The organism is Candidatus Chryseobacterium colombiense, from assembly GCA_029203185.1.
GTDB classification, from domain to species: Bacteria; Bacteroidota; Bacteroidia; order Flavobacteriales; family Weeksellaceae; genus Chryseobacterium; species Chryseobacterium colombiense.
Map to the genome: position 1 here is coordinate 2,960,529 of CP119310.1, position 25,477 is coordinate 2,986,005.

At 33.4% G+C, this 25,477-nt stretch carries 18 protein-coding genes and 1 pseudogene; 8 read left to right on the forward strand and 11 right to left on the reverse strand.

What is annotated here, in order from left to right; genetic code table 11:
• Positions 1–15: 15 nt before the first annotated feature.
• The 4 genes and pseudogenes from rnr to P0Y62_13350 all read right to left on the reverse strand — a co-directional run bounded on the left by rnr (position 16) and on the right by P0Y62_13350 (position 5,690).
• Positions 16–2,169, reverse strand: a complete 2,154-nt coding sequence (rnr, locus tag P0Y62_13335) for a ribonuclease R (GenBank protein ID WEK68827.1) — start codon at positions 2,167–2,169, stop codon at positions 16–18.
• Between the two features lie 579 nt (positions 2,170–2,748).
• A pseudogene (locus P0Y62_13340) lies at positions 2,749–2,943 on the reverse strand (thrombospondin type 3 repeat-containing protein).
• A gap of 729 nt (positions 2,944–3,672) precedes the next feature.
• Positions 3,673–4,107: a ribose 5-phosphate isomerase B gene (gene rpiB, locus P0Y62_13345; GenBank protein WEK68828.1), complete on the reverse strand. Its 435-nt coding sequence runs from the start codon at positions 4,105–4,107 to the stop codon at positions 3,673–3,675.
• A gap of 8 nt (positions 4,108–4,115) precedes the next feature.
• On the reverse strand, positions 4,116–5,690 hold the full coding sequence (locus P0Y62_13350) for a DUF4139 domain-containing protein (GenBank protein WEK68829.1): 1,575 nt from the start codon (positions 5,688–5,690) through the stop codon (positions 4,116–4,118).
• 616 nt (positions 5,691–6,306) lie between these two features.
• Here P0Y62_13350 and P0Y62_13355 point away from each other — a divergent pair.
• Entirely contained in the window at positions 6,307–7,497 is a 1,191-nt protein-coding gene (locus P0Y62_13355) for a phosphoglycerate kinase (GenBank protein WEK68830.1), read from the forward strand.
• 575 nt (positions 7,498–8,072) lie between these two features.
• Here the strand turns inward: P0Y62_13355 and P0Y62_13360 are convergent.
• The 6 genes from P0Y62_13360 to P0Y62_13385 all read right to left on the reverse strand — a co-directional run bounded on the left by P0Y62_13360 (position 8,073) and on the right by P0Y62_13385 (position 16,748).
• Entirely contained in the window at positions 8,073–8,894 is an 822-nt protein-coding gene (locus P0Y62_13360; protein ID WEK68831.1) for a class I SAM-dependent methyltransferase, read from the reverse strand.
• Positions 8,895–9,007: 113 nt separating this feature from the next.
• Positions 9,008–10,870, reverse strand: coding sequence for a tRNA uridine-5-carboxymethylaminomethyl(34) synthesis enzyme MnmG (gene mnmG, locus P0Y62_13365; GenBank protein WEK68832.1), 1,863 nt, complete (start codon positions 10,868–10,870; stop codon positions 9,008–9,010).
• Positions 10,871–10,988: 118 nt separating this feature from the next.
• Positions 10,989–11,396, reverse strand: coding sequence for an rRNA maturation RNase YbeY (gene ybeY / locus P0Y62_13370; protein WEK68833.1), 408 nt, complete (start codon positions 11,394–11,396; stop codon positions 10,989–10,991).
• Between the two features lie 4 nt (positions 11,397–11,400).
• Positions 11,401–13,560 carry a patatin-like phospholipase family protein gene (locus P0Y62_13375; protein WEK68834.1) on the reverse strand — a complete coding sequence of 720 codons (2,160 nt, stop codon included), beginning with the start codon at positions 13,558–13,560 and terminating at the stop codon, positions 11,401–11,403.
• A gap of 3 nt (positions 13,561–13,563) precedes the next feature.
• Positions 13,564–16,011: a bifunctional UDP-N-acetylmuramoyl-tripeptide:D-alanyl-D-alanine ligase/alanine racemase gene (locus tag P0Y62_13380; GenBank protein ID WEK68835.1), complete on the reverse strand. Its 2,448-nt coding sequence runs from the start codon at positions 16,009–16,011 to the stop codon at positions 13,564–13,566.
• 143 nt (positions 16,012–16,154) lie between these two features.
• Positions 16,155–16,748, reverse strand: coding sequence for a thymidine kinase (locus P0Y62_13385; GenBank protein ID WEK68836.1), 594 nt, complete (start codon positions 16,746–16,748; stop codon positions 16,155–16,157).
• Positions 16,749–16,809: 61 nt separating this feature from the next.
• Between P0Y62_13385 and P0Y62_13390 the strand changes: the two genes are divergently transcribed.
• From P0Y62_13390 to fabG, 4 genes are all read left to right on the forward strand, one after another.
• The gene (locus P0Y62_13390) at positions 16,810–18,285 is read left to right on the forward strand and encodes a hypothetical protein (protein WEK68837.1); all 1,476 of its coding nucleotides are present in this window, start codon (positions 16,810–16,812) and stop codon (positions 18,283–18,285) included.
• Between the two features lie 2 nt (positions 18,286–18,287).
• Positions 18,288–18,962: a 16S rRNA (cytidine(1402)-2'-O)-methyltransferase gene (gene rsmI, locus P0Y62_13395; protein WEK68838.1), complete on the forward strand. Its 675-nt coding sequence runs from the start codon at positions 18,288–18,290 to the stop codon at positions 18,960–18,962.
• Between the two features lie 6 nt (positions 18,963–18,968).
• On the forward strand, positions 18,969–20,471 hold the full coding sequence (locus P0Y62_13400; protein ID WEK68839.1) for a WG repeat-containing protein: 1,503 nt from the start codon (positions 18,969–18,971) through the stop codon (positions 20,469–20,471).
• Between the two features lie 185 nt (positions 20,472–20,656).
• Positions 20,657–21,400, forward strand: a complete 744-nt coding sequence (fabG, locus tag P0Y62_13405; GenBank protein ID WEK68840.1) for a 3-oxoacyl-[acyl-carrier-protein] reductase — start codon at positions 20,657–20,659, stop codon at positions 21,398–21,400.
• 182 nt (positions 21,401–21,582) lie between these two features.
• Here fabG and P0Y62_13410 read toward each other — a convergent pair whose 3' ends face one another.
• On the reverse strand, positions 21,583–22,620 hold the full coding sequence (locus tag P0Y62_13410) for a GMP reductase (GenBank protein WEK68841.1): 1,038 nt from the start codon (positions 22,618–22,620) through the stop codon (positions 21,583–21,585).
• 445 nt (positions 22,621–23,065) lie between these two features.
• On the opposite strand from P0Y62_13410, the gene P0Y62_13415 reads away from it, so the two are divergent.
• Genes P0Y62_13415 through P0Y62_13425 form a run of 3 tightly spaced genes read left to right on the forward strand, consistent with a single transcriptional unit; the run spans position 23,066 to position 25,472 of the window.
• Positions 23,066–23,812 (forward strand): prolipoprotein diacylglyceryl transferase, encoded by a 747-nt coding sequence (locus P0Y62_13415; protein WEK68842.1) that lies wholly within the window; start codon positions 23,066–23,068, stop codon positions 23,810–23,812.
• Between the two features lie 10 nt (positions 23,813–23,822).
• A complete protein-coding gene (locus P0Y62_13420) occupies positions 23,823–24,059 on the forward strand; it encodes a hypothetical protein (GenBank protein WEK68843.1) in 237 nt (78 codons plus the stop codon).
• A 9-nt stretch (positions 24,060–24,068) separates the two neighbouring features.
• Positions 24,069–25,472: a radical SAM protein gene (locus P0Y62_13425; GenBank protein ID WEK68844.1), complete on the forward strand. Its 1,404-nt coding sequence runs from the start codon at positions 24,069–24,071 to the stop codon at positions 25,470–25,472.
• Positions 25,473–25,477: the final 5 nt, after the last annotated feature.

The window sequence follows — 25,477 nt, forward strand, 5'->3', positions numbered from 1 at the left end:
AACTTTATGATTTAATTATTCAACTATCTTAAAGTCCAACTGCTTCTGAATTAAGTTTGCTTTCACTACTTTGATCTGAACATTGTCTCCCAACTGATATTTTTTTCCATGTTTCATTCCGTAAACTGCATGTGTTTTTGCATCATACATATAAGAATCATCCACTAAATCTCTTAGTTTGATTAAACCTTCTGCACCGTTTTCAGGAATTTCTACCCAGAAACCGAATTCCGCAACGCCAGAAATCACTCCATTAAAGGTTTCTCCTAAGTGTTTTTCCATGAATTTCACCTGCATGAATTTGATGGAATCTCTTTCTGCATCCGCTGCCAATCTTTCCATAGAACTGCAGTGTTTAGCTTTTTCTTCAAGATCAGCTTTGTTTGGAGATTTTCCGCCATCCAAATAATGTTGAAGCAATCTATGGGCAATCAAATCAGGATAACGACGGATAGGAGAGGTGAAGTGGGTATAATAATCAAAACCAAGCCCGTAGTGACCGATGGGTTCCGTAGAATACACCGCTTTACTCATGCTTCGCATGGCCAGTGTTTCAATCATATTTTCTTCTCCTTTTCCTTTTACATCATGCAATAATTTATTCAAAGATTCAGCAACTTTTCTCGTATTTGCCAAATCCATTTTATATCCGAAAGTAGAAACAAAATCTCTAAGAGATTCCAGTTTTGCAGGATCCGGATCATCGTGAACTCTGTAAATAAATGTATTTTGAGTAATATCACCTTTTTTGTTTAAAGAAATAAATTCTGACACTTTTTTATTGGCCAATAACATAAATTCTTCAATCAGGTGGTTTGAATCTTTACTTATTTTAAAATAAACTCCAACTGGTTCATTGTTTTCATCCAGATTGAATCGGACTTCACTTCTGTCAAAAGTAATGGCTCCTTTTCTGATACGTTCTGCACGCATGATTTTTGCCAATCGGTCCAGAACATTGATTTCTTCCTGCAGATCTCCCTGTTTTGTTTCAATCCTTTCCTGCGCTTCTTCATACGTAAATCTTCTGTCGGAATGAATCACCGTTCTTCCAAACCATTGTTTTTTGATTTCTGCATGATCATTCAATTCAAAAACCGCAGAGAAAGTAAATTTGTCTTCATGCGGACGAAGCGAACAAACATCATTACTCAATACTTCAGGAAGCATGGGTACAACTCTGTCTACCAAATATACCGAAGTGGCTCTCTGATACGCTTCATCATCCAGAATCGTTCCCGGAATTACGTAATGCGAAACATCTGCAATATGAACTCCGATTTCCCAATTTCCGTTTTCTAATTTCCTGATCGATAAAGCATCATCAAAATCTTTGGCATCTTTCGGGTCGATCGTGAACGTACAAATTCCACGCATATCCCAGCGTTTGGCAACCTCTTCATCATTGATGCTTCGGTCAATTTTATCAGCATCTCTTTCTACTTCTTCAGGGAAGCTGTAAGGCAAACCATATTCAGCAAGAATTGAGTGGATCTCGGTTTCATGTTCTCCAGGAGCTCCCAAAACCTTGATAATTTCACCTTCCGGATTTTTATCTCCCGGCTTCCATTCTGTCATCTTTACGATTACTTTATCGCCGTCTTCAGCACCTCCGAATTTTCCTTTCGGTATAAAAATATCTGTATTAATTGTTTTTTTATCGCAAACCACAAACCCGAAATCCTTGTGGGGAACTACTTGCAAAGTTCCTACAAATTCAGTTCTTGTTCTTTCCAACACTTCCAGGACAGATCCCTCAAGCTTTTTACCTTTGTACGTGTAAGTAACAATTAAAACTTTATCACCCTGTAATGCATCTTTCACATTTTTGGAGTGGATAAAAATATCATCATCCAGGCCTTCAACACTGACGTATGCATTTCCGGACTGATTGAAATCAATAATTCCGGTTAAAGTTCCTTTTATATTAAGGTTGATGATATATTTTCCTTTTTCAGTTTCTTTAATTCTTTCCGAAGCCTGAAGTTTGTGTAAAGCCTGAACCACAAGCTCTCTCTGTCTTGGGTTTTTATAATCTATTCCATCAGCAATCTGCTTGTAATTATAGATTTTTGTGGAATTTTCATTCATAAAACGCAGGATCAATCTTCCGATTTCCATAAGTTTATGATCGTTTTTCTGACTTATATATTTTCTTTTTTTTGCCATTTTTTAATTTAATTGTATAAAGATATTTCCTTTAGCTTTTAATCGGAAATATTTTTGTTCTAAATATGAATTCTCATTAATCCTAACTGTAATTTCATCTTCTTCATTAAAGAAAACATAGATATTAAAATTTCTGGAAGGATCAATTTCTTTAAGATTCAATTCTTTAAAATTATTTTTTGCGTTATAAAAAGTTATTCCATCAATTTTTTTAGAATACACCTTTTTGAACGACTGAATTTTTTTATTTATCTCTGCATTTTCGCTATACGAATACACAATCTTAGAAGGAAACTTATTGACGAATTTTCTAAAATTATTTTCATTCCAAAACATTTCAGAAGCTAAATTTACCTCCAGATTTAAAGGAGAATAATCTGTTCTATCCATTCCACAACCAGCCATTTGTGAAAAACTTGCCACTTTTAAAGTTATTATTGTTGATTCAAATTCTTTTAAGTCAATCTTACTGAAAATAAAATCTGCTAGTTTTTCGTAATTAATATTTTTTGTTCTTTTAAAAAATTCTTCCTTTACTTTTTGTAATTCCTGATCACTGTACCTTTTGTACTCAGGAATTTCCTTGCAACCATTAAACTTGGGAGAACCTGGAACTGTAGGACATGCATCATCTTTATCTAAAATTCCATCCCCATCTGTATCTGGCCAGGGACAACCGTTATTTTCCGAAGGTCCTGCAACAGTAGGACATGCATCATCTTTATCTATCAGACCATCTCCGTCTGAATCAGGCCATTTACAGCCATTATTTTCATAGCTCCTGCATCTTTCGGGCATTTGTCTAAATAAAACACTATCTGCATCTTCATCGGAAAGACAAATCTTTTTACTGAATTCTTTCCTACATTTTTTGAAAGACATTTGGTCGGTAATTTCTTGTGCATTCGTACTGAAAAGGATAAAGAATAAAAAGAAGGTATAGTAGATTTTCATCACGCAGTTTTAAAATTTGTTTTCATCATTGGTAGGTATTTCCTTCTATTTTTTATTGTGATATTCTGTTATTCTTACGAACTTCATCGCAATTTGTATCTTCATAATTATTTCTTTTCAGGCTGTCTTTAGCAGTTTGTGCTTTAAAAGCCAAAAAAGAAAAAAATAAAAATAGCTTAATAATAGTTTTTATCATTTTAAATTTTCCAATTCTTCTAAAAGTTTATATACAAAAGAAAGTGATAATCCTGTTACTTTTTGCTCTGTTTCCTAAAGTTAGAATTTTGTTATCAACTTCATTGCATAATACCTCATTAAACTTTATTCATGGAAACATTAGCTATTTTTTTCCACCACAATGGAAGCTTGACTTGTATAAAATTACTACAAATATGGAGAAGAGAGGAGAAAACCTTCTATTAAATATTTTTTAATACTTAAAAAGGATTCTGTAGGAAATAATAGACTGGTAAATTCTATTGGACACTGCAAAGATATAAATAAAAAAATAAATAAGGCTTGTAATATGATTTACAAGCCTTTATTGTTTTAGCAAACTGCAATTTTATCAACTCTGGTTTGGTGTCTTCCCCCTTCAAAACCTGTAGAAAGAAATCTGTTTACAATTTCTATCGCTAATTCTTTTGAAATAAATCTTGCCGGAATAGAAATCATATTAGCATCGTTATGCTGTCTCGCCAGCTCCGCAATTTCCGGCATCCAGCAAAGTGCGCAACGGATTTTCTGATGTTTGTTAGCAGTGATTTGAACTCCATTTCCGCTTCCGCAAAGTAAGATTCCAAGTTCGTTTTCTCCGTTTTCCACTGAAGTGGCCGCAGGATGTACAAAATCTGGATAGTCAACACTGTCTGTAGAATAAGTTCCGAAATCCTGAACTTCGAAGTTTTCTTCCAGATGCTTGATAAGGATCTGCTTGTATTCAAAACCTGCATGATCTGCTGCAATAGCAATTTTTCTTTTCATTTTTACTTTTATTTTATATCTACCGTAATTAAATCTTTTGGCAAAGTTACGTTAAATCCAAATTTAATCTTCTTAGTTTCATTAGGTTTTATATTAAAATTCCAAATAAGTGAACCCTGCTCTTTATTATAATTTGCATTATCAGGGTTTATCATTTCTATTTTTACATTTTCAGCCGTAGAAAGTGGAATCTGATCTTTCAATTCAAGATTTATGGTAGTATCTTTATTATTTTTAACCGTAATTTCATAAGAATAGCTTTCAAATTTTTCCTTTTCACCTAAATCTTTAGTTTGTTTATTGATCAATTCTCTTTTTGTAAGAATATTAGAATCACTTCCAAGGCTGACCAACATCTCATTAGTAAGCTGATTGGTATCGATATTTATTGTACCAATCAACATATCCTCCATAAAAACGTCTGCATTTCCCGGAAGAAAATTATATTTTGAATAATCTTTGATATATGCCAAAAGGAATGTTTTGTTTTCCAGCTTCGGAGTCGTAAAATATTTATATCCTGTCGTTACATCAAATTCATTAATATCTTCCGTAACTTCAATATCTGTAGGAATAACGGTATCTTTATCTAAACTAATCTCGGTTTTCATAGTTTTCTGGGAAATTTTTGACTTACCGATAACTGCAACTTCCTGTATGGCATATGCTCTTTCATTGCTGGAACTTTTTTCTCTTTGAAATGCCTGATTGGAAACATAATAATCTTTTTCTGTTCTTAAAAACCAACGGTCAAGCTCATAAGGCTTATCTTCAGAACTGAAGCTTCCGTTGATCAGTTTTATAGGCACATTTTTAAGCTCAAGACCAGTATTCTGCTGTATTTTTGCTTTATATAAAATTTTTAGCGGCGACTGGATTCCATTTGATTTAATTACATAATAAGGACGCCAGTTTGCACCCTGAATATTCTGATTAACTTCAAAATTTACATGTTGCTTTTTATCACTTGTTACCTGCAAAACAAGAATATTAGAAAGCCCTGAATTTCTTGAAGAAACGTTTCTTTTGTTTTCTAAAGCAGAGATTTTACTTTGAGTTGCATTAAGCTTCGCATTTAAAGAAGTTTCTTCAGTATAAAATTCTTTAAGCGTTTTCTGATTAAACTCTATCATTTTTACTATATCAGCAGAAGTAGGACTTTGCAGTCCTTGATTTTTCTGAACAATTCCTATTGAGTTTCTAATTAAGGACAAGTCCTGTTCAATCTTTTTATAGGATTTTCTGTAGAGTTCAATACTATCATTTATAGCATCTGTATCATAGTTTTTCCCAATTTTATCTGAATATTGAAAAGCATTATCGTTATAAGATTCATATCGGATGAGTGTAATTTTCTTATCCGGTTTAAAAGAAGAAATGTCTATTCCTGAGTTTCTTCCAAACTCTTTAATAATGATATAATTTTTCCCCGGAAGGACGTCTGCAGAAAAAGATTGCTTCACCATTCCGCCACTGTAATAGATTTTTGCCTCTTTTATTTTCGAGGTCGTTACTGTATAATTTTCCTGCCCAAAACACATGAAAACAGTTAAAAAAAGAACTAATACATTGATTTTCATCATATTGTTGTTTTATTGTTTTAAATTCAAAACTTATTCACGATTTGTTAGTTAAATTCTCATTAACTGTTAAGAGCATTGTGAATAACTGTGGATAACTTCGTTAAAAATAATATTTTTTTTGTTCTGGAAAATTTGTAATGAAATTTCCACCAAAAATTTTGACTCTAAATTTTCAAAAACTTTTTTTCAAGTAATCTTTAGTTTTTCCATAAATCGGTTATTAATAAAGAGAATTGGGGAAAAGTTACTAATAATTGTTAGTAACGAAGTGAAAAATCACATTTCCAGGAAATTATAATGTAAATAAAATGTGAATTGAATAAAAATTTAATGTTATCAAGTTTTAGCTAAAAAGTTATCCCCTAAACTCACATCACTCAACAACAATAGCGTATTCTTTTTTTTAAAAGAAAAAAAATTGTTGATTAATAAGTGTTGGGTTTGCGGGAAACTTTTCTGAAAACTTTTTTCTGCTTGCGACTAATCAAGAATTTTAAAATCTTACATTTGTGAAAAGAAAATTCAACGTTATTTATGAAATCGGCTCTATAGAATTTCCCGAACGGGAGAAGCTCTGGAATGCAGGTATCATGACCATAGAAAATAAACAGTATATATGAAAACAATCAATGATTTCAATTTTAATGGTAAAAAAGCTCTTGTAAGAGTAGATTTTAATGTTCCTCAGGATGATCAGTTGAAAGTAACAGATAATACGAGAATAGTAGCTGTAAAACCAACAGTTGATAAAATTCTTAAAGACGGAGGATCTGTAATTTTAATGGCTCACTTGGGAAGACCAAAAGGAGAAGTAAAGGATGAGTTTTCATTGAGACATATTGTAGATGAAGTATCTGATGTTCTAGGACAGGAAGTTAAGTTTGTAGATGAATGCATAGGAGAGAAGGCTGAAAAAGCTTCTGCCGATCTTAAACCGGGTCAAATCTTATTATTAGAGAACCTGCGTTTTCATAATGAAGAGGAAAAAGGTGATGAAGCATTTGCAGAAAAACTTTCCAAATTAGCAGATGCTTATGTAAATGATGCATTCGGAACCGCTCACAGAGCTCATGCTTCAACTGCTGTAATCGCTAAATTTTTTCCTTCAACTAAATTTTTCGGTTTATTGATGGCTAAAGAGCTTCAGGCAATCGATAAAGTATTAAAAAGTGGTGAACGTCCTGTAACTGCGATACTTGGAGGATCTAAAGTTTCTACTAAAATTACAATTATAGAGAATATTTTACCTGCAGTGGATAATTTAATTATCGGTGGAGGTATGGCATTTACTTTCATCAAAGCTCTTGGAGGTAAAATTGGTACTTCTCTGGTTGAAGAGGATAAATTACCTTTGGCTCTTGAAATTTTAGGAAAAGCTAAAGAACATAATGTAAAAGTATATCTTCCTTCAGATACCATTATTGCTGAGAGTTTTAGTAACGATGCAGAAAGAAAAGAAGTAGATATCTATGCTATTCCTGAAGGATGGATGGGATTGGATGCTGGTCCAAAATCAAGAGACCATTTCAATGATGTATTATTGAATTCAAGAACAATTCTTTGGAATGGACCAATTGGAGTTTTTGAAATGTCAAACTTTGCAGCAGGAACCGTTGCTCTGGGTGATAGCATTGCTGAATCTACGAGACAGGGAGCTTTCTCTTTAGTAGGTGGAGGAGATAGTGTTGCTTTCGTAAAGCAATTCGGTTATGGTGAAAAAGTAAGCTATGTTTCTACCGGAGGTGGAGCAATGTTAGAGAGTTTAGAAGGTTTAGAGCTTCCTGGAGTTGCCGCCATAAATAACTAAACTTTTTAAAAAGATATTGAAAGTCTGCTGTTCTATAGCAGACTTTTTCTTTTTATAAATTTCTGTGGTATTTTTACTTTTTACTTTTTGCTGTTTTTTTGTTATTATAAAGATTTTTTTGAAAACTTTTATGCTTTCTCTTTCTGTTGTACTGTATTGTTTTAACTTAAATAAATATAGGCGATTCTCAGAGTGTTAATTTGACTTATGACAATATCAGATTACATTAAGTTATCTATAAAAGTAAAATATTGAAATTATTAGAGTCATTTTCTATCTGTTCTACTGAACAATTATCAACTGAAAAAAATCTATTCGATTCTCAGGCTCTTAATTATAAAAATAAAATATTTTGTGTTCCTATTATTTAGAGTGCTTACTAACATTTTATTCATATTTTAAAAATTAATATTAAGTTTTCGCATTTTATATATTTTTTTTTAAAATCTTAATTTGAAATAGGAGAGGAGGGAAGTTTAATAAAATAAAAAAACTCAGAAATTTTTCTGAGTTTTTACTTTTTATACTAAAAATGCGAAAAAATGGCCTTTAGAAATAGGTCAAAAATCGATTTTCTATTTTTTTTCGATAATGTAGATCAAACTTGAATATTCGTTCGAAAAAAGGGCTTTTACGTTAGAAATTGTTCCGTAGATCGTTGCTTTTATCCAAAAAAGAGGAGATTTTTTATATTTTTCGCTTAACATCGAGATATAATAAGAATCAAGAACTAATGGTTTTATTTTTCTCATTTTCCAGCTTGGTTTCTTGGCAATAAGATTTTCCATTCCTTTTTTTGAGAAATGATACACATGTCTTGGTACATCATAAGCTGCCCAATATTCTTTATAATGTTGCGCATCATAAGAAGTAGGGTTGGGAACTGCAATAATTAAAAGTCCTTTTTCTTTTAATTTGTTATTGAAAATTTCAAGCATCTCATCCTGATTTTCCACGTGTTCGAATACATGCCAAAGAGTAATGGCATCCAGACTCTGATCCTCAATGGTATTAATATTATCTAAAATTGTTGCTTTTGAAATCTTATTTTTAGCAGCTTTTCTAGCATCAGCATCAGGCTCAAAACCGAAAGTTTCAAAATCATTTTCAATAAATTTTACAAATTCTCCGGCTCCGCATCCGTAATCCAATACTCTTGAACCTTTTTTAATTCTGTCTAAAAGTATTGTTTTTTTATACTGTAAATTGAATGACTGTAAAAATTTATAAAGCTTTTCTTTTAAACTTCCTGAATCCTGATGATGGGAAATATAATCTTCACTTTCATAATATTTGGAAATATTGGATGGAATAGGGGAGGTTTTAAAAACTCCTTTTGTTTCCGTTTCTTTAATTTCGAATATTTCCTGTGAAAGAAAATGATCTTTTATTTTCATTGAATTTGATTCTTTAACTATAAAAATTAAGATATTCAGAGTTAATAATAAGCTCATAAATACCTTAATTTTCGCTTTTATTTTATCTATGTTTCACGTGAAACATTTTATATTTAACGTCCTAAATAGACCAGTAAAACATTTATATCGGCAGGGGAAACACCACTTATTCTTCCTGCCTGAGCAATTGTTTTTGGTCTTACATTTGACATTTTTTGTTTCGCTTCGGCTGACAAACTTGAGATTTTTGTATAGTCAAAATCCTCCGGAATTTTAATATTTTCTAAACGATTTAGTTTGGCTACATTCTCTTTTTCCTTTTCTATATAACCTCTGTATTTAATATTAACTTCTGCTTGCTCTCTTACTTCATCATCATAAGTGGAAGAAATCTCATTAATAAAGTCGATTCCATCAAGCTTTTCTAATGTCATATTTGGTCTTGTAAGGATTTGAGCTGCTCTGTAAGCCTGATCAACCGGGCTGCTTTCTATACTTTCAAGAATAGGATTAATAACTCCTGGTTTTAAAGAGGTTTCTCGTAGGAAGTTCTCAAGTTCCTCACTTTTAGCTACTTTTTCGTTTACTCTTTGTAATCTGTCTTCTTTTGCCAACCCTAGATCAAAAGCCTTCTGAGTAAGTCTTATATCTGCGTTATCCTGTCTTAAAAGAAGTCTGTATTCTGCTCTGGAAGTAAACATTCTGTAAGGTTCTTCCGTTCCTTTTGTAATTAAATCATCAATTAAAACTCCAATATAAGCTTCATCTCTATTTAAGATAAATTCATCTTTTTCTTTTACTTTATTGTGAGCATTAATCCCTGCAATCAGACCTTGTCCTGCTGCTTCTTCATAGCCAGTTGTACCGTTAATTTGCCCTGCAAAGTATAAATTATCGATCAGTTTTGTCTCTAAAGTATGCTTTAATTGAGTAGGAGGGAAGTAGTCATATTCAATAGCATAGCCAGGACGGAATACTTTTACATTTTCAAATCCCGGAATATGTTTCATTGCTTTGATCTGCACATCTTCAGGAAGGGAAGAACTGAAACCATTTACATAGATTTCTACGGTTTTCCAACCTTCCGGCTCTACGAATAACTGATGTCTGTTTCTTTCTGCAAAACGGTTGATTTTATCTTCAATACTAGGACAATATCTTGGTCCTAAACTCTGAATTGTACCATTGAACATAGGACTTCTGTCAAATCCTTCACGTAAAATATCGTGTACGGTTTCGTTGGTATAAACAATATGACAACTTAATTGTTTGGTTAACTTAGGCGTATCTAAATAGCTGAATTTTTGAGGATTTTCGTCTCCTTTCTGTTCTTCCATTTTAGAATAATCCAAGCTTCTTCCGTCTACTCTTGGTGGAGTACCTGTTTTCATTCTTCCTGCTTCAAATCCTAGGGAAACCAATTGTTCTGTGATTCCGAAAGCTCTAGGTTCTCCCATTCTTCCTCCTCCTAACTGCTTATCTCCAACGTGGATCAAACCATTAAGAAAAGTACCGTTGGTAAGTACTACAGAACGTCCTTTTATCTCAATTCCCAATGAAGTTACTACACCTACTACCTTGTTATTCTCAACGATAAGTTGTTTTACCATATCCTGGAAGAAGTCCAGATTGGGAGTATTTTCTAATGCTAAACGCCATTCTTCTGCAAAAAGCATTCTGTCGTTTTGTGTTCTAGGAGACCACATTGCCGGACCTTTGGACAGGTTGAGCATTTTGAACTGTATAGCAGATTTGTCGGCTACAATTCCTGAATAACCACCCATTGCATCGATTTCACGCACAATTTGTCCTTTCGCGATTCCACCCATCGCAGGGTTACAGCTCATCTGTCCGATAGTCTGCATATTCATTGTGATAAGCAGAGTCTTTGAACCCAGATTGGCTGCTGCAGCTGCTGCTTCACATCCTGCGTGACCGGCACCAACTACGATTACATCATATATTTCTGAAATCATTTTATTATTGCTTGTTTTAAGCCTTAAATTTTAATCTTCTCTATAAATGTTTCACGTGAAACATTGTTTTGAAATACGCGCTAAAATAGCTTGTATAGCGGTTTATTTAACTTTATTTTTAATTATATTTAGTTAAATAATAATCTTCTTTTGCCCGCATTCCTTTTTCTTCTTCCTCGGTTTTATCCTTATATCCGCAAAGGTGAAGAATACCGTGAGCTAAAACTCTTCTCAGTTCTTCTTCATAATCTTTGGATAGGGTAGAAGCGTTATCTGAAATGCGCTGCAAAGATACGAAAATCTCTCCGCTTATTGTTTTTCCTTTCACATAGTCGAAAGTGATGATGTCTGTATAGTAATCATGCTGCAGATAATCCTGATTTACCTTCAGCAGATATTCATCGTCACAGAAGATATAATTAATTTCGCCAAGTTTTTTTCCTTCTGAAAGAATGATGTCTTTCAGCCAAGCTGTGTAGTCTGTATTTACAGATTCGGATAAGTTTTCGTAAAAGAATTGTATCATTGTTTTAAAACCAGTGTCCTAAAATAACACTGAATATACCTTTTTGATTATTTTTAAGTGAGTGACTAAAGTTGATCTTTATTTGTCCGAAAGGAGATTTATAGCCTGCAGTAATTCCCAGAGAGCTATAATTTAACTTTACGGTGTCTTCAAAACTGATATCGTCTGAAAGATTTGCAAAAGAGAAATTTCCGCTGACAAAATAATTTTTATTAAACTTAAATTGAACATCATTGGAAATCAAAACTACATTATTGGTGTTCAGCTGAGCAAAATTAAATCCTGCAAAGCTTTTAAAATTAACTACATTTTGTTCGAAAATTCCTCCCAGTCTGTATTGATAGTATTGAGGAAGATTTTCTCCAATTGTAATTCCTCCATATAAATTAAGACGATAGCTGAAGTATTTTGTTAAAGGGATATTGATTCTGATATCTGCTTTTACCTGAACCAGTCTTTTTTCTACTTCGGATTTTAATAAATCAATTACCTTACCTTCTGCATTAATGTAAATTCCGCGGGTAGGGAAGTCCTTATCATTTTGAGTGTCGCTTTTCAAAAAGATGTAAGGGTTCAGGAATCTATTATATCTTTTATTGGTTCCATTTGACTCTGCGACGAAATAATCGTGGCTTAATCCTCCTCCGATGGCAAATTTATCTTTCCATATCGATTGGATATATATTTCATTTCGGAGCCATTCCCATTTATCTACATCATAATTATTAATGTCTCTAAGTGTAAAGCTCATTCCTGACGAATAAATTCCCAAGCCGGGAATGTAGCCGTTATCTATAAAATAGTTTAAATAGTATCTTGGTTGATCTCCTACAACAACATCTAAGGAGAGATTGGTATTTTTAAATAAAAGACGTTTTGCAGAATAATTTAAAAGCAATCCTGTTTTGAAGATCTCATCATAATGCAATCCAAATTTCAAAAAATGTCTGGTTTCATCTTCTGTTACGTATAGCTTGAGGTAATTTGCGTTATTTTCAGTAACTATATCATAATTGATAAAACGGTAATTATTAGTTGCAACCAGCTTGTCAATTTTTTTATTGATGCTTCCGTAAGTTTCAAGAGAGGGGAGGCGTAATCCCATTTTCCCAAGAACGTAATTTTTACCGTAAATTCTACCTCCGTCAATAGAAATGCTGTCAATCTTATAGACGTTGGAATATATAGGGTTTATCTGCTGTCTGAGACGGTCAAACGGACGCTTGGGTAACTGGTCCAGAATATCTACATATTTCAAACCTTCTGCATAACCGCTATCTAGGATCTTCTTTTTATCATCATAGCTTGTGGCAGTCATTCCTTTGAGGTCAGGTTTGATATTAATATCAGTATATTTATACTGCCTTCTGGTATCTTTTTTAATTCCGAAATCAATAACCTGATTTAAAATCGCTATAATGTTGTTTAAATCCTCTCTTTTTGACAGATCCTGGTTAAGGTCCACACCGATCACAATATCGATTCCTTTGTCCTTTAAAGGCTTTGAAGGATAGTTTACGCTCATGGCTCCATCGATATAAATACTGTCTCCAATTTTTACGGGATCCATTAAAGAAGGAAAAGCTGAGCTTGCCATAATAGATTGTACCAAGTCTCCTTTTTCAAAAATCTGCATATCCCCACTTTCAAGATTAGTGGCTACACACATAAAAGGAATCGGAAGTTTGGAGAAGTCATCAATATTCGAAACGTTCTTAAACAGTTCTTTCAGCAAGTAAACATTTTTTTGGCCGGTACTGATTGAAGAAGGAAGAGTGATTTTTCCGTTTTTTAACGGAATGGATAAAAGGTATTTATCAACGGATTTATTATAAAAAGTAGTTTCCTGACGTTTCGCTTTAGGATCCATGATTAACGAATAGAAATCGGTATCCATCACAATCTTTTCAATTTCTTTTCCGGAATATCCTGAGGCATATAGACCTCCTACAATGGCTCCCATACTTGTTCCTGCAATATAATCTACCTTTACTCCCAAGGAATCCAGTATTTTAAGTACACCCACATGAGAAAATCCTTTAGCTCCACCACCTGCAAGTGAAAGTCCAATTCTGGGATTCTTAGGAATCACTAAATCTTTCTTTACCTGAGACTGTATCAAAAGCAGCTGAAAAGCAAATAAAATGATCAGGAGTTTTCTCATAGCTTAATCTTTTATATAGATCCGTTTCACCCGAGGTGAAATAGAGGTTAAAACTTCATAGGTTATCGTTTTGCAGTAGCCTGCAAACTCTTTAAGACTCGGATATGAATTGAAAACAGTTACAGTATCTCCTTCTTTTACATTGGGAATTTGATCTATATTGATCATCATCATATCCATACAAATGCTTCCTACAATGGGTGCTAAAGTCTTATTTATACCAACATTTCCTACCTGGTTTCCAATGAGCCTTGGAATTCCATCTGCATATCCTACGGGAATAGTCGCTATTTTTGTTGTATGGTCGGTCTTAAATCGGCGGCTGTAGCCTACAGATTCTCCGCTTTCTACGATGGAAATCTGAGAAATAACCGTTTTAAAACTGACAACAGATCTTAATTGTTTTTGTATTTCACTGTTTGGTGATTCTCCTAGCATTCCAATCCCAATTCTTACCATATCATATTGATGATCGGTATAACTTGTTATTCCTGAGGAATTTAAAATATGTCGGATAGGAGTGTAGCCCAATTTTTCAATTAAATATCCTGAATTTTTCTCAAAGGTTTCCAGCTGGTGCATTGTAAATTCCTTTTCTTCAGGTATATCTGAAGACGAAAGATGACTGAAAATACTTTGAACTTTTAAATTTTTATGATGTAAAGTCTCGCTTAACTGATCTAACTCATAGTCTTTAAAACCAAGGCGATGCATTCCGGTTTCCAGTTTGATATGAATCGGATATTTTTTATCATGGCCGGATTTCTGAAGAGCTTCATAAAATAATTCCAGAACCCTGAAACTATAGATTTCAGGTTCTAAATTATATTCTATTACCGTTTCATAACTATGCTGTTCTGGATTCATAACAACAATGGGCACTGTGATTCCTTTTTTACGGAGTTCTACACCTTCATCTACAAAAGCGACGCCCAGGTAATCAATATGATGGTGCTGTAAGAATTCTGAAATTTCATAACTTCCCAAACCATAAGAATTTGCCTTTACCATGGCCATCATTTTGGTTGTAGGTTTCAGTAAAGATTTATGATAGTTGATGTTATGTAAAATAGCATTTAAATTAATCTCTAAAACGGTATCATGCTTTCTGAGTTCAAGAATATCTTTAAGCTTTTCAATTTCAAATTTTCTGGCTCCCTTTAAGAGAATGATTTGATTTTCAATTTCTGTAATATGTTTACTTTCAATTAATTCTTTAGTATTGATGAAAGTAAAAGTTTTGGCTTTAAATAATTCACTAAATTTTGATATTTCGGTTCCGATTAAAAATACGGAATCAAAATTTTGTTCATTTACCAACTCAGAAACTTCTTCGTACAGTTCTTTGGAATTGGAATTAACGCCAACAATATCGGTGAGTACCAAAGATTTTTTTGGCTTATTGTATTCGTTTAAAAATTGAAGGGCGGTTTTTAAAGAATCCAGATCCAGATTAAAAGAATCATTAATGATAATATTTCCTTTAATTCCTTCGATGGCTTCAAGTCTCATTTCAACGGCTTTTAGAGCGTTGATTTTTTCGACGATCTTTTGATTTTCGATTCCTAACTCCTTTAGGACTGTTACGAGCGCCAAAGCATTGGTTAACGTTGCTTCGTCTCTTTGATGAACCGGAAAAGAGATTTCTTCATCGAAATATTGTACAACAACATTTTCATCTTTTGAAATATTATTTTTAAAAGAGATCTGATTGTTTTCTTTAAAGCCGTAAGAAATTAATTTTTTACTTGAGTATAATTCTTTTATTTTTTTATCAACCAATGAATTGTCACCATTATAAATGATAACTTCAGAATGTCTGAAAAGTTTTATTTTTTCATCAATGAGCTCCTCTTCCGACTTAAAATTGGCAAGATGGGCAGTTCCGATATGGGTCAGCAATCCGATCTGAGGATGGAAAATATATTCCAGTTTATCCATTTCATCCGGTTTGGAAATTCCAACTTCAAAAATTCCTAATTTATGGGAGGTATTGATTTGAAGTAGCGAAAGGGGAAGTCCAATCTGAGAATTAAAACTTTTTGGGCTTTTAACCGTAGGAAATTCATTCCACAAACATTGATACAGCCATTCTTTTAAAATCGTTTTTCCATTACTCCCGGTTATTCCGATGGATTTTAAATGGGTGTTTTCAAAATGAAATTTAGCGAGTTTTTGAAGAAAATCCACAGAATTCTCTACAATAATCCATGTTATATTCTTGAATTGATCATAAGTATGTTCAGAAATAATAACATTGATCCCTCTGTCAATAGCAGATTCAATGAACTTTTCACCCGAATTTTTATGGGTATTGATGGCAATAAATGCAGTGTTTTTTGTAGAATATATGATCCTGCTATCAAAAGCTATATTTTTGATAACTAATTCACCGTCTCCAATTATTTTAGAATTGGTGATCTCTGCAATTTGATTTACTGTATAGTTCATTGGTGCCCTTTCTGCTGTATTTTGTGTTTGGTTTTGCCTGCCAATTATAAAGTACTTATTTAAAAACAACTTACGATAAGTTGTTTTGTACTGTCATATTCAACAAAATTTATTTGATAAATTAAATTTTAATCTGGTCTAATTTAACTATTTTTCTTCTTAGAAAGTACTTCATCAATAAAAACACGACGGCTTACTGCTTCATAACTTTCTGTTTCGCCTAATTCAACTAAATTATCGCCTTGAGAAATTCTCATGGAATAATTAGCGAGATTGCCGGTTCTCTTGCAAATAGCATGCACTTTTGTTACATATTCTGCCGTTGCCATCAGATTAGGCATCGGTCCGAACGGACGCCCCAAAAAATCCATATCCAATCCGGCAATAACGACTCTTATCCCGCTATTGGCCAACTGATTGGCTACATCTACAATCCCCTCATCAAAAAACTGTGCTTCATCTATTCCGATTACATCACAATTGGAAGCCAACAAAAGAATTTCGTTGGGATTTTCTACTGGTGTGCTTCGTATTTTATTCTGATTGTGAGAAATTACGTCCTCTTCAGAATAACGAGTATCCAGTTTTGGTTTAAAAATTTCCACATTTTGCCCCGCCATTTCTGCCCTTCTAAGCCTTCGGATCAACTCTTCGGTTTTTCCGGAAAACATTGAGCCACAAATAACTTCCATCCAACCGCTTTGTTTGGAGTGATTAATTGTATTTTCTAAAAACATTTGTTAAATTAGCCGTATATTTTTAAGATCAAAAGTAAGCAATTTTAATAAGATTCTTAATATGCAGAATATCCAAGATTTAAAGGAAAAAATTTTTTTTGAATCCAAGAATATCATTGATATTTTGGAGAAAATAAATAATGTAGACGAATTACTTTCTAAGCAGGATCTTGTGGATGAACTTGCCAACAGAATTTCCTTTTTAAGATTGCTTGAAAAGAATATGGAGTATTTTATTAATGAAAATACCCCTCATATTTCAGAAAATAATAATCATAACAGCAGTGAAATTATTGAAGAGGAGGCTATTTTCAATAATGAGCTGAATGAAATAGACGAAAAAGAAAAAAATTTCACAGAAAATATTGAAGAAGAAGAGGCTATTTTTAATAATCAGCTCAATCAAATTACTGAAAATGATTACCACGAAAATATCGTAAGTTTTATAGGTGAAAACCTTGAACCTAAAGATGCAAATAAAGAAAGCCTTACTTCTACATATGACCAGGAAACACCGGAGGAAACTGTTTATAATGAACAATTGAAAGAAATCGAAGAAAACAGTCTTTCGGAATATCACGAGAGTGCTTTGGATTTTGTAGATGAAGAAAGAATTCTAGCAGAAGCAAAACCTGATGATGCAGATGATATTTCAGAGGAAATGTTTGATCAGAAAGTTACCGAGGAAGAAGCTATTTTCAATAATCAACTGAATGAAATTGATGAATCTGAAAATACATATCATGAAGAAGAAAAGAATTTTGCTGAGCATGGAAGTCAGATAATAAGCCATGAATCTCCTGGAATTACAGAAACGATTCCAAGTATGTTTGATACAGATATCTATGAGGAAGAAGAAGAGATTCTGATTGAGGAGGAGCAGTATCTGGTTTCAAATGTAGCTATAGAGCAGGGAGAAATGATCATGGAAACTTCCAATGTAGAAAATATTCTGACGGAAATTAAGCATGACGATTTATCATCGGAAGAGGAAAAGGAGGAAGTAATTGTTGAAGAAGAGAACAAGAGGGGTAAAATAGTAGATTTTGAAACACCTTCTCCTGTAACGGAAAAAGAAAAACCGGCATCAGATGAAAGTTTTGAAAATCTGGAAAAATATCATCAGGACAAAAAAATAAGATTGGCCAACATCAGAGGTCTAAAAGCCGTACAAACGCTTTTTGATGATGATCATCTGGAAACGCCTGAAAATCTTGATGAAAAACCTAAGGAGATACAGAAAGAAGATACCGGAAGCCTGTTGAAAACAAACATTTCAACAGAATATATGGAAAAAGAAAAAGAGAAATCAAAGCCTGAATTTAAACTGGATTTAAATGACAGAATTGCTTTTTCAAAAATGCTATTCGGAGGAAGTCAGTCTGAACTAAATGAAGTGGTTGCAGATCTGAACAGCTTCAAAAATCTGGAAGAGGCAAAGGAATATCTGAGTGATCTTTACTATGATAAGAAATGGGAAAAGGTGGATGAATACGCTCAGAGACTATGGGTATTGGTAGAAAATAAATTTTTATAATTTTGAGCGGAATTCTTTATTTTGTTCCGACCCCCGTCGGAAATTTGGAAGATATGACTTTCAGAGCAGTAAACGTACTGAAAGAAATTGATTATATTTTATGTGAAGACACTAGAACTTCCGGAATTTTATTAAAACATTTCGAGATTTCTAAGCCTTTGAAATCTTATCATTTGCATAATGAGCATCAGGCTACCGAAAAAGTGATTACAGACCTTAAAAGCGGTCAGAATATTGCTATTATTACGGATGCAGGAACTCCCGGAATTTCAGATCCGGGATATTTGTTGGCAAAAGCAGGATCAGATCATAATATTGAAATGATTTGCCTCCCGGGAGCAACAGCTTTTGTGCCGGCTTTGGTGGTTTCAGGACTTCCGAATAATGAGTTTTTATTTGCAGGTTTTTTACCTCAAAAAAAAGGAAGGCAAACCAAACTTAAGCAGCTTGCAGAAGAAAAAAAGACGATCGTTTTATACGAAAGTCCGCATAAGATAAACACCACTCTGGAGCAGATTAAAGAATTTTTTGGTGAAGAGACCAAAGTAAGTTTAAGCCGTGAAATTTCGAAAAAATTCGAAGAAACTAAAAGAGGGACAATCAATGAATTAATTGAGTTCTCCAAAACGAAAACTTTAAAGGGAGAAATTGTTCTTATTGTAAATAATGCTATTTAATTTTAATTGAAAACACTAGTTTTTGTATTGTTATCCACTGTTTGTACAGCGCAGAAAACAGATCAATACACTCAGATACTTCTGTCAAAAAAACTTGGCAAGGAAGTCAAATTTTACTCGAACGGATATGGCATTGCAGTCAATGCAGGATCCACAGAATACGGTATTGTAGACTCTACGGGAGTGATTACCTATACTGCTCCGGCTAAAAACGAAATAGCTCACCTCTATAAGGACCGATTTGTTGTAAAAATAAAAGATAAAGATCCGAAGAAAGAGAATATGGCATTAGTGGATGAGAAAGGAAAGCTGTTAATTCCCTTTGATACCCATAAAATTAATCCTTCCTGGAGCATTAAAAGAAGACTTATCGTATCTAAGAACGGAAAAGAAGGAATTTTCGACTACGAAGGAAGAGAGATCATTCCTTATACTGATAAAATAAAATTTGCGGGTGAAAACCGTTTTTTTGTAAAAAAAGATAATATCTGGCAGATTTATGATTCGGAAGGAAAATTAAAAAGCGACAGAGAGTTCAAAGAAAATCTTCATTTTTATAAAAATAAGGTTTACATTCCTACAGGTGAGAAACAAGGAGAAATCGTTGATAACGATGGGATAACGTTGAATACTATATCTAACAGTAATATAGATAATATAGGGGGATATCCTTTCTTGGTCACCAAAAATCCTGCTACCAGTAAATATGGAATTATCGATGTTCAGGAAAACCGATTTGCTGATGAAATCTACGATGAAGTATTCTTAGGAACACGGTATATTTATTTCATCAAAAACGAAAAAATAAGCATCTTTTCAAAAGAAGCAAAGAAGATCTATTCTACAGATTTTGACTACGTAAAATCGTTATTTAATGATTTATTCAGTACCCAAAAAAGCCTTAAAAACCCAAAAATGGCTGTTATACGTATTGATGGAGAAATTTTGATTCCAAAGGAATATGATAATATTGAAGGGATTAAAATTGCAGGAAATAACTTTATTTATCTGATAAAGGATAACAACCAAAGACTTTTGGATAAGGATTTAAAAGATGTTTTAGAGCCCGGATATCAAATTGAGAAAATCTTTCCCAATAGCCTATTTCTCAAAAAAGAAGGAGTATTTTACAAATTTTCGGTAACGGATAAAAAATATGAAGAGCTTAAAAAAGTTGCTTCAATTAAAGAGAATGGGATTTTTTATTATCCACAAAATATGTTTCCTGCTATCGTCTGTAAAAACTATGACAATTTATACGGGATTATAGATGAGAATGGAAAAGAGGTTGTACCTTTTATATACGACGATATCAATGCTTTTCTTCCGGATAATGAGATCGTTATACAGAAAGAAAAGAAATACGGCGTTACCAATTACCAGAATGAACCTTTGAAAGATGTAGTATATGACAAGATTTCAGTGGATAAGGATGGTATAAAGCTTATAAAGGATAAAGGAACAGAATACCTGTATTTTACCAATTCTGAAACAGATAACAAGCTATAATAAAGTTATTTAATCATAAAAAAGGCATAAAATTTCTATAATTTAATGAGATAAAATGTATTGAATAACAAATTATAATATCTTTGCGGTCATTTAAATTTTATCTCTGTAAAATAATTACACATTAGTCTGCTTTAAAAAATGAAGACTGATAAGTTATAATAAAGAAATAATTGTCAATACATATGAAACTATTAGAAGGAAAAGTAGCGCTAATTACGGGAGCTACAAGAGGAATCGGAAGAGGAATCGCTGAAATATTTGCCAAGCAAGGGGCAAAAGTAGCATTCACTTACGCCGGTTCTGTAGACAAAGCGAAAGAATTAGAAGAAACTTTAAGTTCTGTAACTCAAATTAAGGGATATCAGTCGGATGCATCAGATTTTGATGCGGCTCAGACATTAGTAGATGAAGTAATGGCTGAGTTCGGACAAATTGATATTCTGATAAACAATGCAGGTATCACCAGAGACAACTTGTTATTAAGAATGTCTAAAGATGATTGGGATACCATTATTAAAGTAAACTTAGATTCAGTTTTCAACCTTACAAAGGCGGTTATCAAGCCAATGATGAAGGCAAAATCAGGATCTATCATCAATATGACCTCTGTAGTTGGGATCAGCGGAAATGCTGGACAGGCAAATTATGCAGCTTCTAAGGCAGGAGTAATAGGATTTACAAAATCGGTTGCATTAGAATTAGGTTCAAGAAATATCCGTTGCAATGCAATTGCTCCGGGATTCATTGCTACTGAAATGACTGCTGCTTTAGATGAAAAGGCAACTCAAAAATGGAATGAAGCAATTCCTATGAAAAAATTAGGAAAGCCTGAAGATATTGCTAATGCTTGTGTTTTCTTAGGAAGTGAAATGTCTTCTTACATTACAGGACAAACATTAAACGTTGACGGAGGACTGTTAACTTAAAAATAGCAAAAAAGACAACTTTTATGTCGTTTTTCACAAAAAAATACCTCATTTGAGGTATTTTTTTGTGTTTATGATAGAATTAACTTTGTTACAAACTAAAGCCAAAAAACTAATATCATGAGAATCTTTTTATTTTATGATCAGGTAGTTAGAAGAAGGCCTTAATTGAGTAGCTTATATTAATTAAAAACTTGGTTTTCCTGCTCCTGAACTCTAATGAAAGTTGTTCTTTTAGACAATTCTTTTAAAGTAGACGCACCCACATACGTACAGGTAGAGCGAACGCCCCCTAAAATATCTTTTACCGTTTCTGATACGGGACCTTTATAGGCAACTTTCACGGTTTTTCCTTCCGAAGCACGGTATTCTGCAACACCACCTGAATGTTTATCCATAGCGGTTTTAGAACTCATCCCGTAAAATAATCTGAATTTTTTACCATTTTCTTCCACCATTTCACCGCTACTTTCATCATGTCCGGCAAACATTCCTCCAAGCATTACAAAATCTGCTCCGCCGCCAAATGCTTTGGCAACATCTCCAGGAACTTTACAGCCACCGTCTGCAATGATGTGACCTTTCAGGCCATGCGCTGCATCAGCACATTCTATAATCGCTGAAAGCTGAGGATAGCCAACTCCTGTTTTTACGCGGGTTGTACATACAGAACCTGGACCAATTCCAACTTTTATGATATCTGCACCGGCTAATAACAGCTCTTCAACCATTTCTCCGGTTACCACATTTCCTGCCATAATGATCTTATCAGGAAAATTGGTCCTTGCTTTCTTCACAAATCCCACGAAATGCTCAGAATACCCATTGGCTACATCTATGCAGAGAAACTCGATTTTCGGGTGATTTTCAAGGATCATTTTTATTTTCTCTTCATCAGCTTTTCCGGTTCCTGTACTTAGTGCGATATACTGATAGATTTCTTCGGGCTGGCTATTCAAAAATTGTGACCATTCTTCGGGAGAGTAATGCTTATGAATGGCGGTAATAATATTATCTTTTGCCAATTCCACAGCCATTTCAAAAGTTCCCACCGTATCCATATTGGCTGCAATGACGGGAGTTCCTTTCCATTTCTTTTTGGTATGTCTGAAGGTAAATTCTCTTTCTAAATTAACTTCTGAACGTGATTTTAAGGTCGAACGTTTCGGACGGAACATTACGTCTTTAAAACCCAGCTTTATTTCATATTCTATTCTCATAATTTGGAAAATTATTTTACTTAAAATTAGGAAAAAGATTGATTTGAAATTTGATTTAAAAAGATTTTATAAATTTTTTAATATAAATTTTCTCAAAGACTTGGATGATGACGGAGATTTTTAATTATAACCTTTTAACAGCATTAAAACCGACTTAGGAAACTGAAGCGTTAAGAAAATTAAAAATTAATCCGTTAAAAAATTTCCACTGTTCGAGGCGCGAGACAAATTTTAAAATCAAAGCACAAATATAGGATTCGCGCAAGTTTTGGGGATTTTAGGATTAAATTTTTAATTTTTAGCATTCAGATTCCAGGTCTTGAATTTTTCGTTCTTTTGTTTCAAGACAAAAGGATCATTGGACATAAAGAATACATAAGTATTTGGATTTTAAAATAATAAATAATATTAAAATTTTAATTAAAAAAACAATATTTTTGGATTCATGGATTTTCCTGTTACATTTCACATTTTCGGTAAAACGGTTCTTGCGCATCCTGTGTTTGAGACTTTGGGTATTTTCATCGGAATGCGTTTTTACTTCTATTTAAAACGAAAATCAAAAGAAAAAATATCGTTCAATACTTCTGCGGCAGTACTTATCGGTGCAACAGCGGGAGCTTTATTCGGTTCAAAACTGATCGGAAACCTTGAAAATCCCTATAAACTTTTCGAACATTTTGATGTTAAAACATTCTGGACCAATAATACGATTGTAGGCGGACTTGCTTTTGGTTTAATTGGGGTGGAACTGGCTAAAAAAATTGTAGGGCATAGAGAAAGTACTGGAGATTTAATTGTTTTTCCTTTGATGTTAGCCATTATTATTGGAAGGATTGGCTGTTTTTTGACCGGAATTCATGAAGAAACATACGGGTTGCCGACAGATTCTATTTTCGGAATGCATCTCGGAGATTCCAATTTGAGACATCCTGTTGCATTGTATGAAATTGCTTTTTTACTTGTTCTGTGGATTGTTTTAAAAAATATTCAGAGAAAAGGAAAATATCCTTCAGGCTTTGTTTTTCAAGTGTTTATGCTGAGTTATTTCACGTTCAGGTTTTTACTGGATTTTATTAAACCCAGATTGGAACTTGTCGGAAATTTAGGAACCATTCAGTTGGTGTGTATGGTTGTAATTATTTATTATATTTTTAAAATCAGAAAAACAAAAACCGTAATTTCACATTAAAATTCAGAATATGAAAACTTTAACAATATTAGAAGTTGGTAATATGGGAGGACTGATTCTGATGATCATTTTGGCTTTTCTTTTTATTGCCGCAATTATTTCCTTGGTTATAACATTAATCGTTAAAGTTATTTATGAATGGAATAACGATAGAAAATTTTCCAAAAAACAATTTATCCAAACCATGCTTATCTCATTACTGTTATGCGGTTTGGTGAGTGGTGCAATTTGCGGTGGTGGACTTTAATTTAATATTATGCCGGTAAGAAACTATACCTATTACGATTATACCATCAGTCTTTGTCCAGAATGTCTGAAAAGAGTAGGAGCAAAGATCATCATCGAGGATGAAGCGGTTTTCATGACGAAAAGATGTCCTGATCATGGATTTTTTAAGACTAAAATCGCTTCGGATGTTCATTATTATAAAAACATCAGAAACTATAATAAAGCCTCTGAAATGCCTGTACATTTCGGAACGGATGTAGAATACGGGTGTCCCTATGATTGCGGTTTGTGTGTCGATCATGAGCAACATAGCTGTCTTTCTATTGTAGAAGTGACAGATCGCTGTAATCTTACCTGCCCGACTTGCTATGCGATGTCTTCACCACACTATGGAAACCACAGAAGTTTGGAAGAGATTGAAGCGATGTTCGATGTTATTGTAAAAAATGAAGGAGAACCGGATGTGGTACAGATCAGTGGAGGAGAACCGACGATTCATCCTGAGTTTTTCAAAATAATGGATATTGCCAAATCGAAACCCATCAAGCATTTGATGTTGAATACCAATGGAGTACGAATTGCCAATGACCCGGGTTTTGCAGAAAAACTGGCTACCTATGCTCCGGAATTTGAAATTTATCTTCAGTTTGATTCTTTTAAACCTGAAGTTTTAAATGATTTCAGAGGAAAGGATTTAACGGATATAAGAATGAAAGCGTTGGAAAAATTAAATGCTTTAAATCTTTCTACAACCCTTGTCATCGTTCTTCAGAAAGATAAAAATATTGATGAAATCGGAAAGATGATTGAGTTTGCTTTAAAACAGAAGTGTGTCCGCGGAATTACCTTTCAACCTGTTGAAATTGCAGGAAGAAACAGGGAAGATTCTGCTCATGAAAAAATTACATTAACAGAGGTAAGACAGGAAATTCTGAACCAGTTTTCTTTATTAAATTCAGACGATATTATTCCGGTTCCATGCAACCCGGATGCTTTGGCGATGGGATATATTTTAAAACTGGAAGGTGAAACGATTCCTTTAACAAGATACATCAATCCTGCTGATCTCCTGAACAATGAAACCCGAAATACTATTGTCTATGAACAGGATACGGGATTGCAGATGCAGCTTTTAGATATTTTCAGCACCGGAATTTCAGTAGATAAAGTTCAGCCCAAAGTAAACCAGTTATTGTGCTGTCTTCCTGAAGTTTCCGCTCCTAATTTAGATTATGATAATCTATTCAGAATCATTATTATGAATTTTATGGATGCTCACGACTTTGATGTTCGTGCAGTAAAGAAATCCTGCGTCCATATTGTAAACAAAGATTTAAAATTGATTCCTTTTGAAACAATGAACCTTTTCTACAGGGATGATAAAATCAAATATTTGGAGGAATTGAGAAAGGAGGATAAAGTATTATTTTAAAAAAC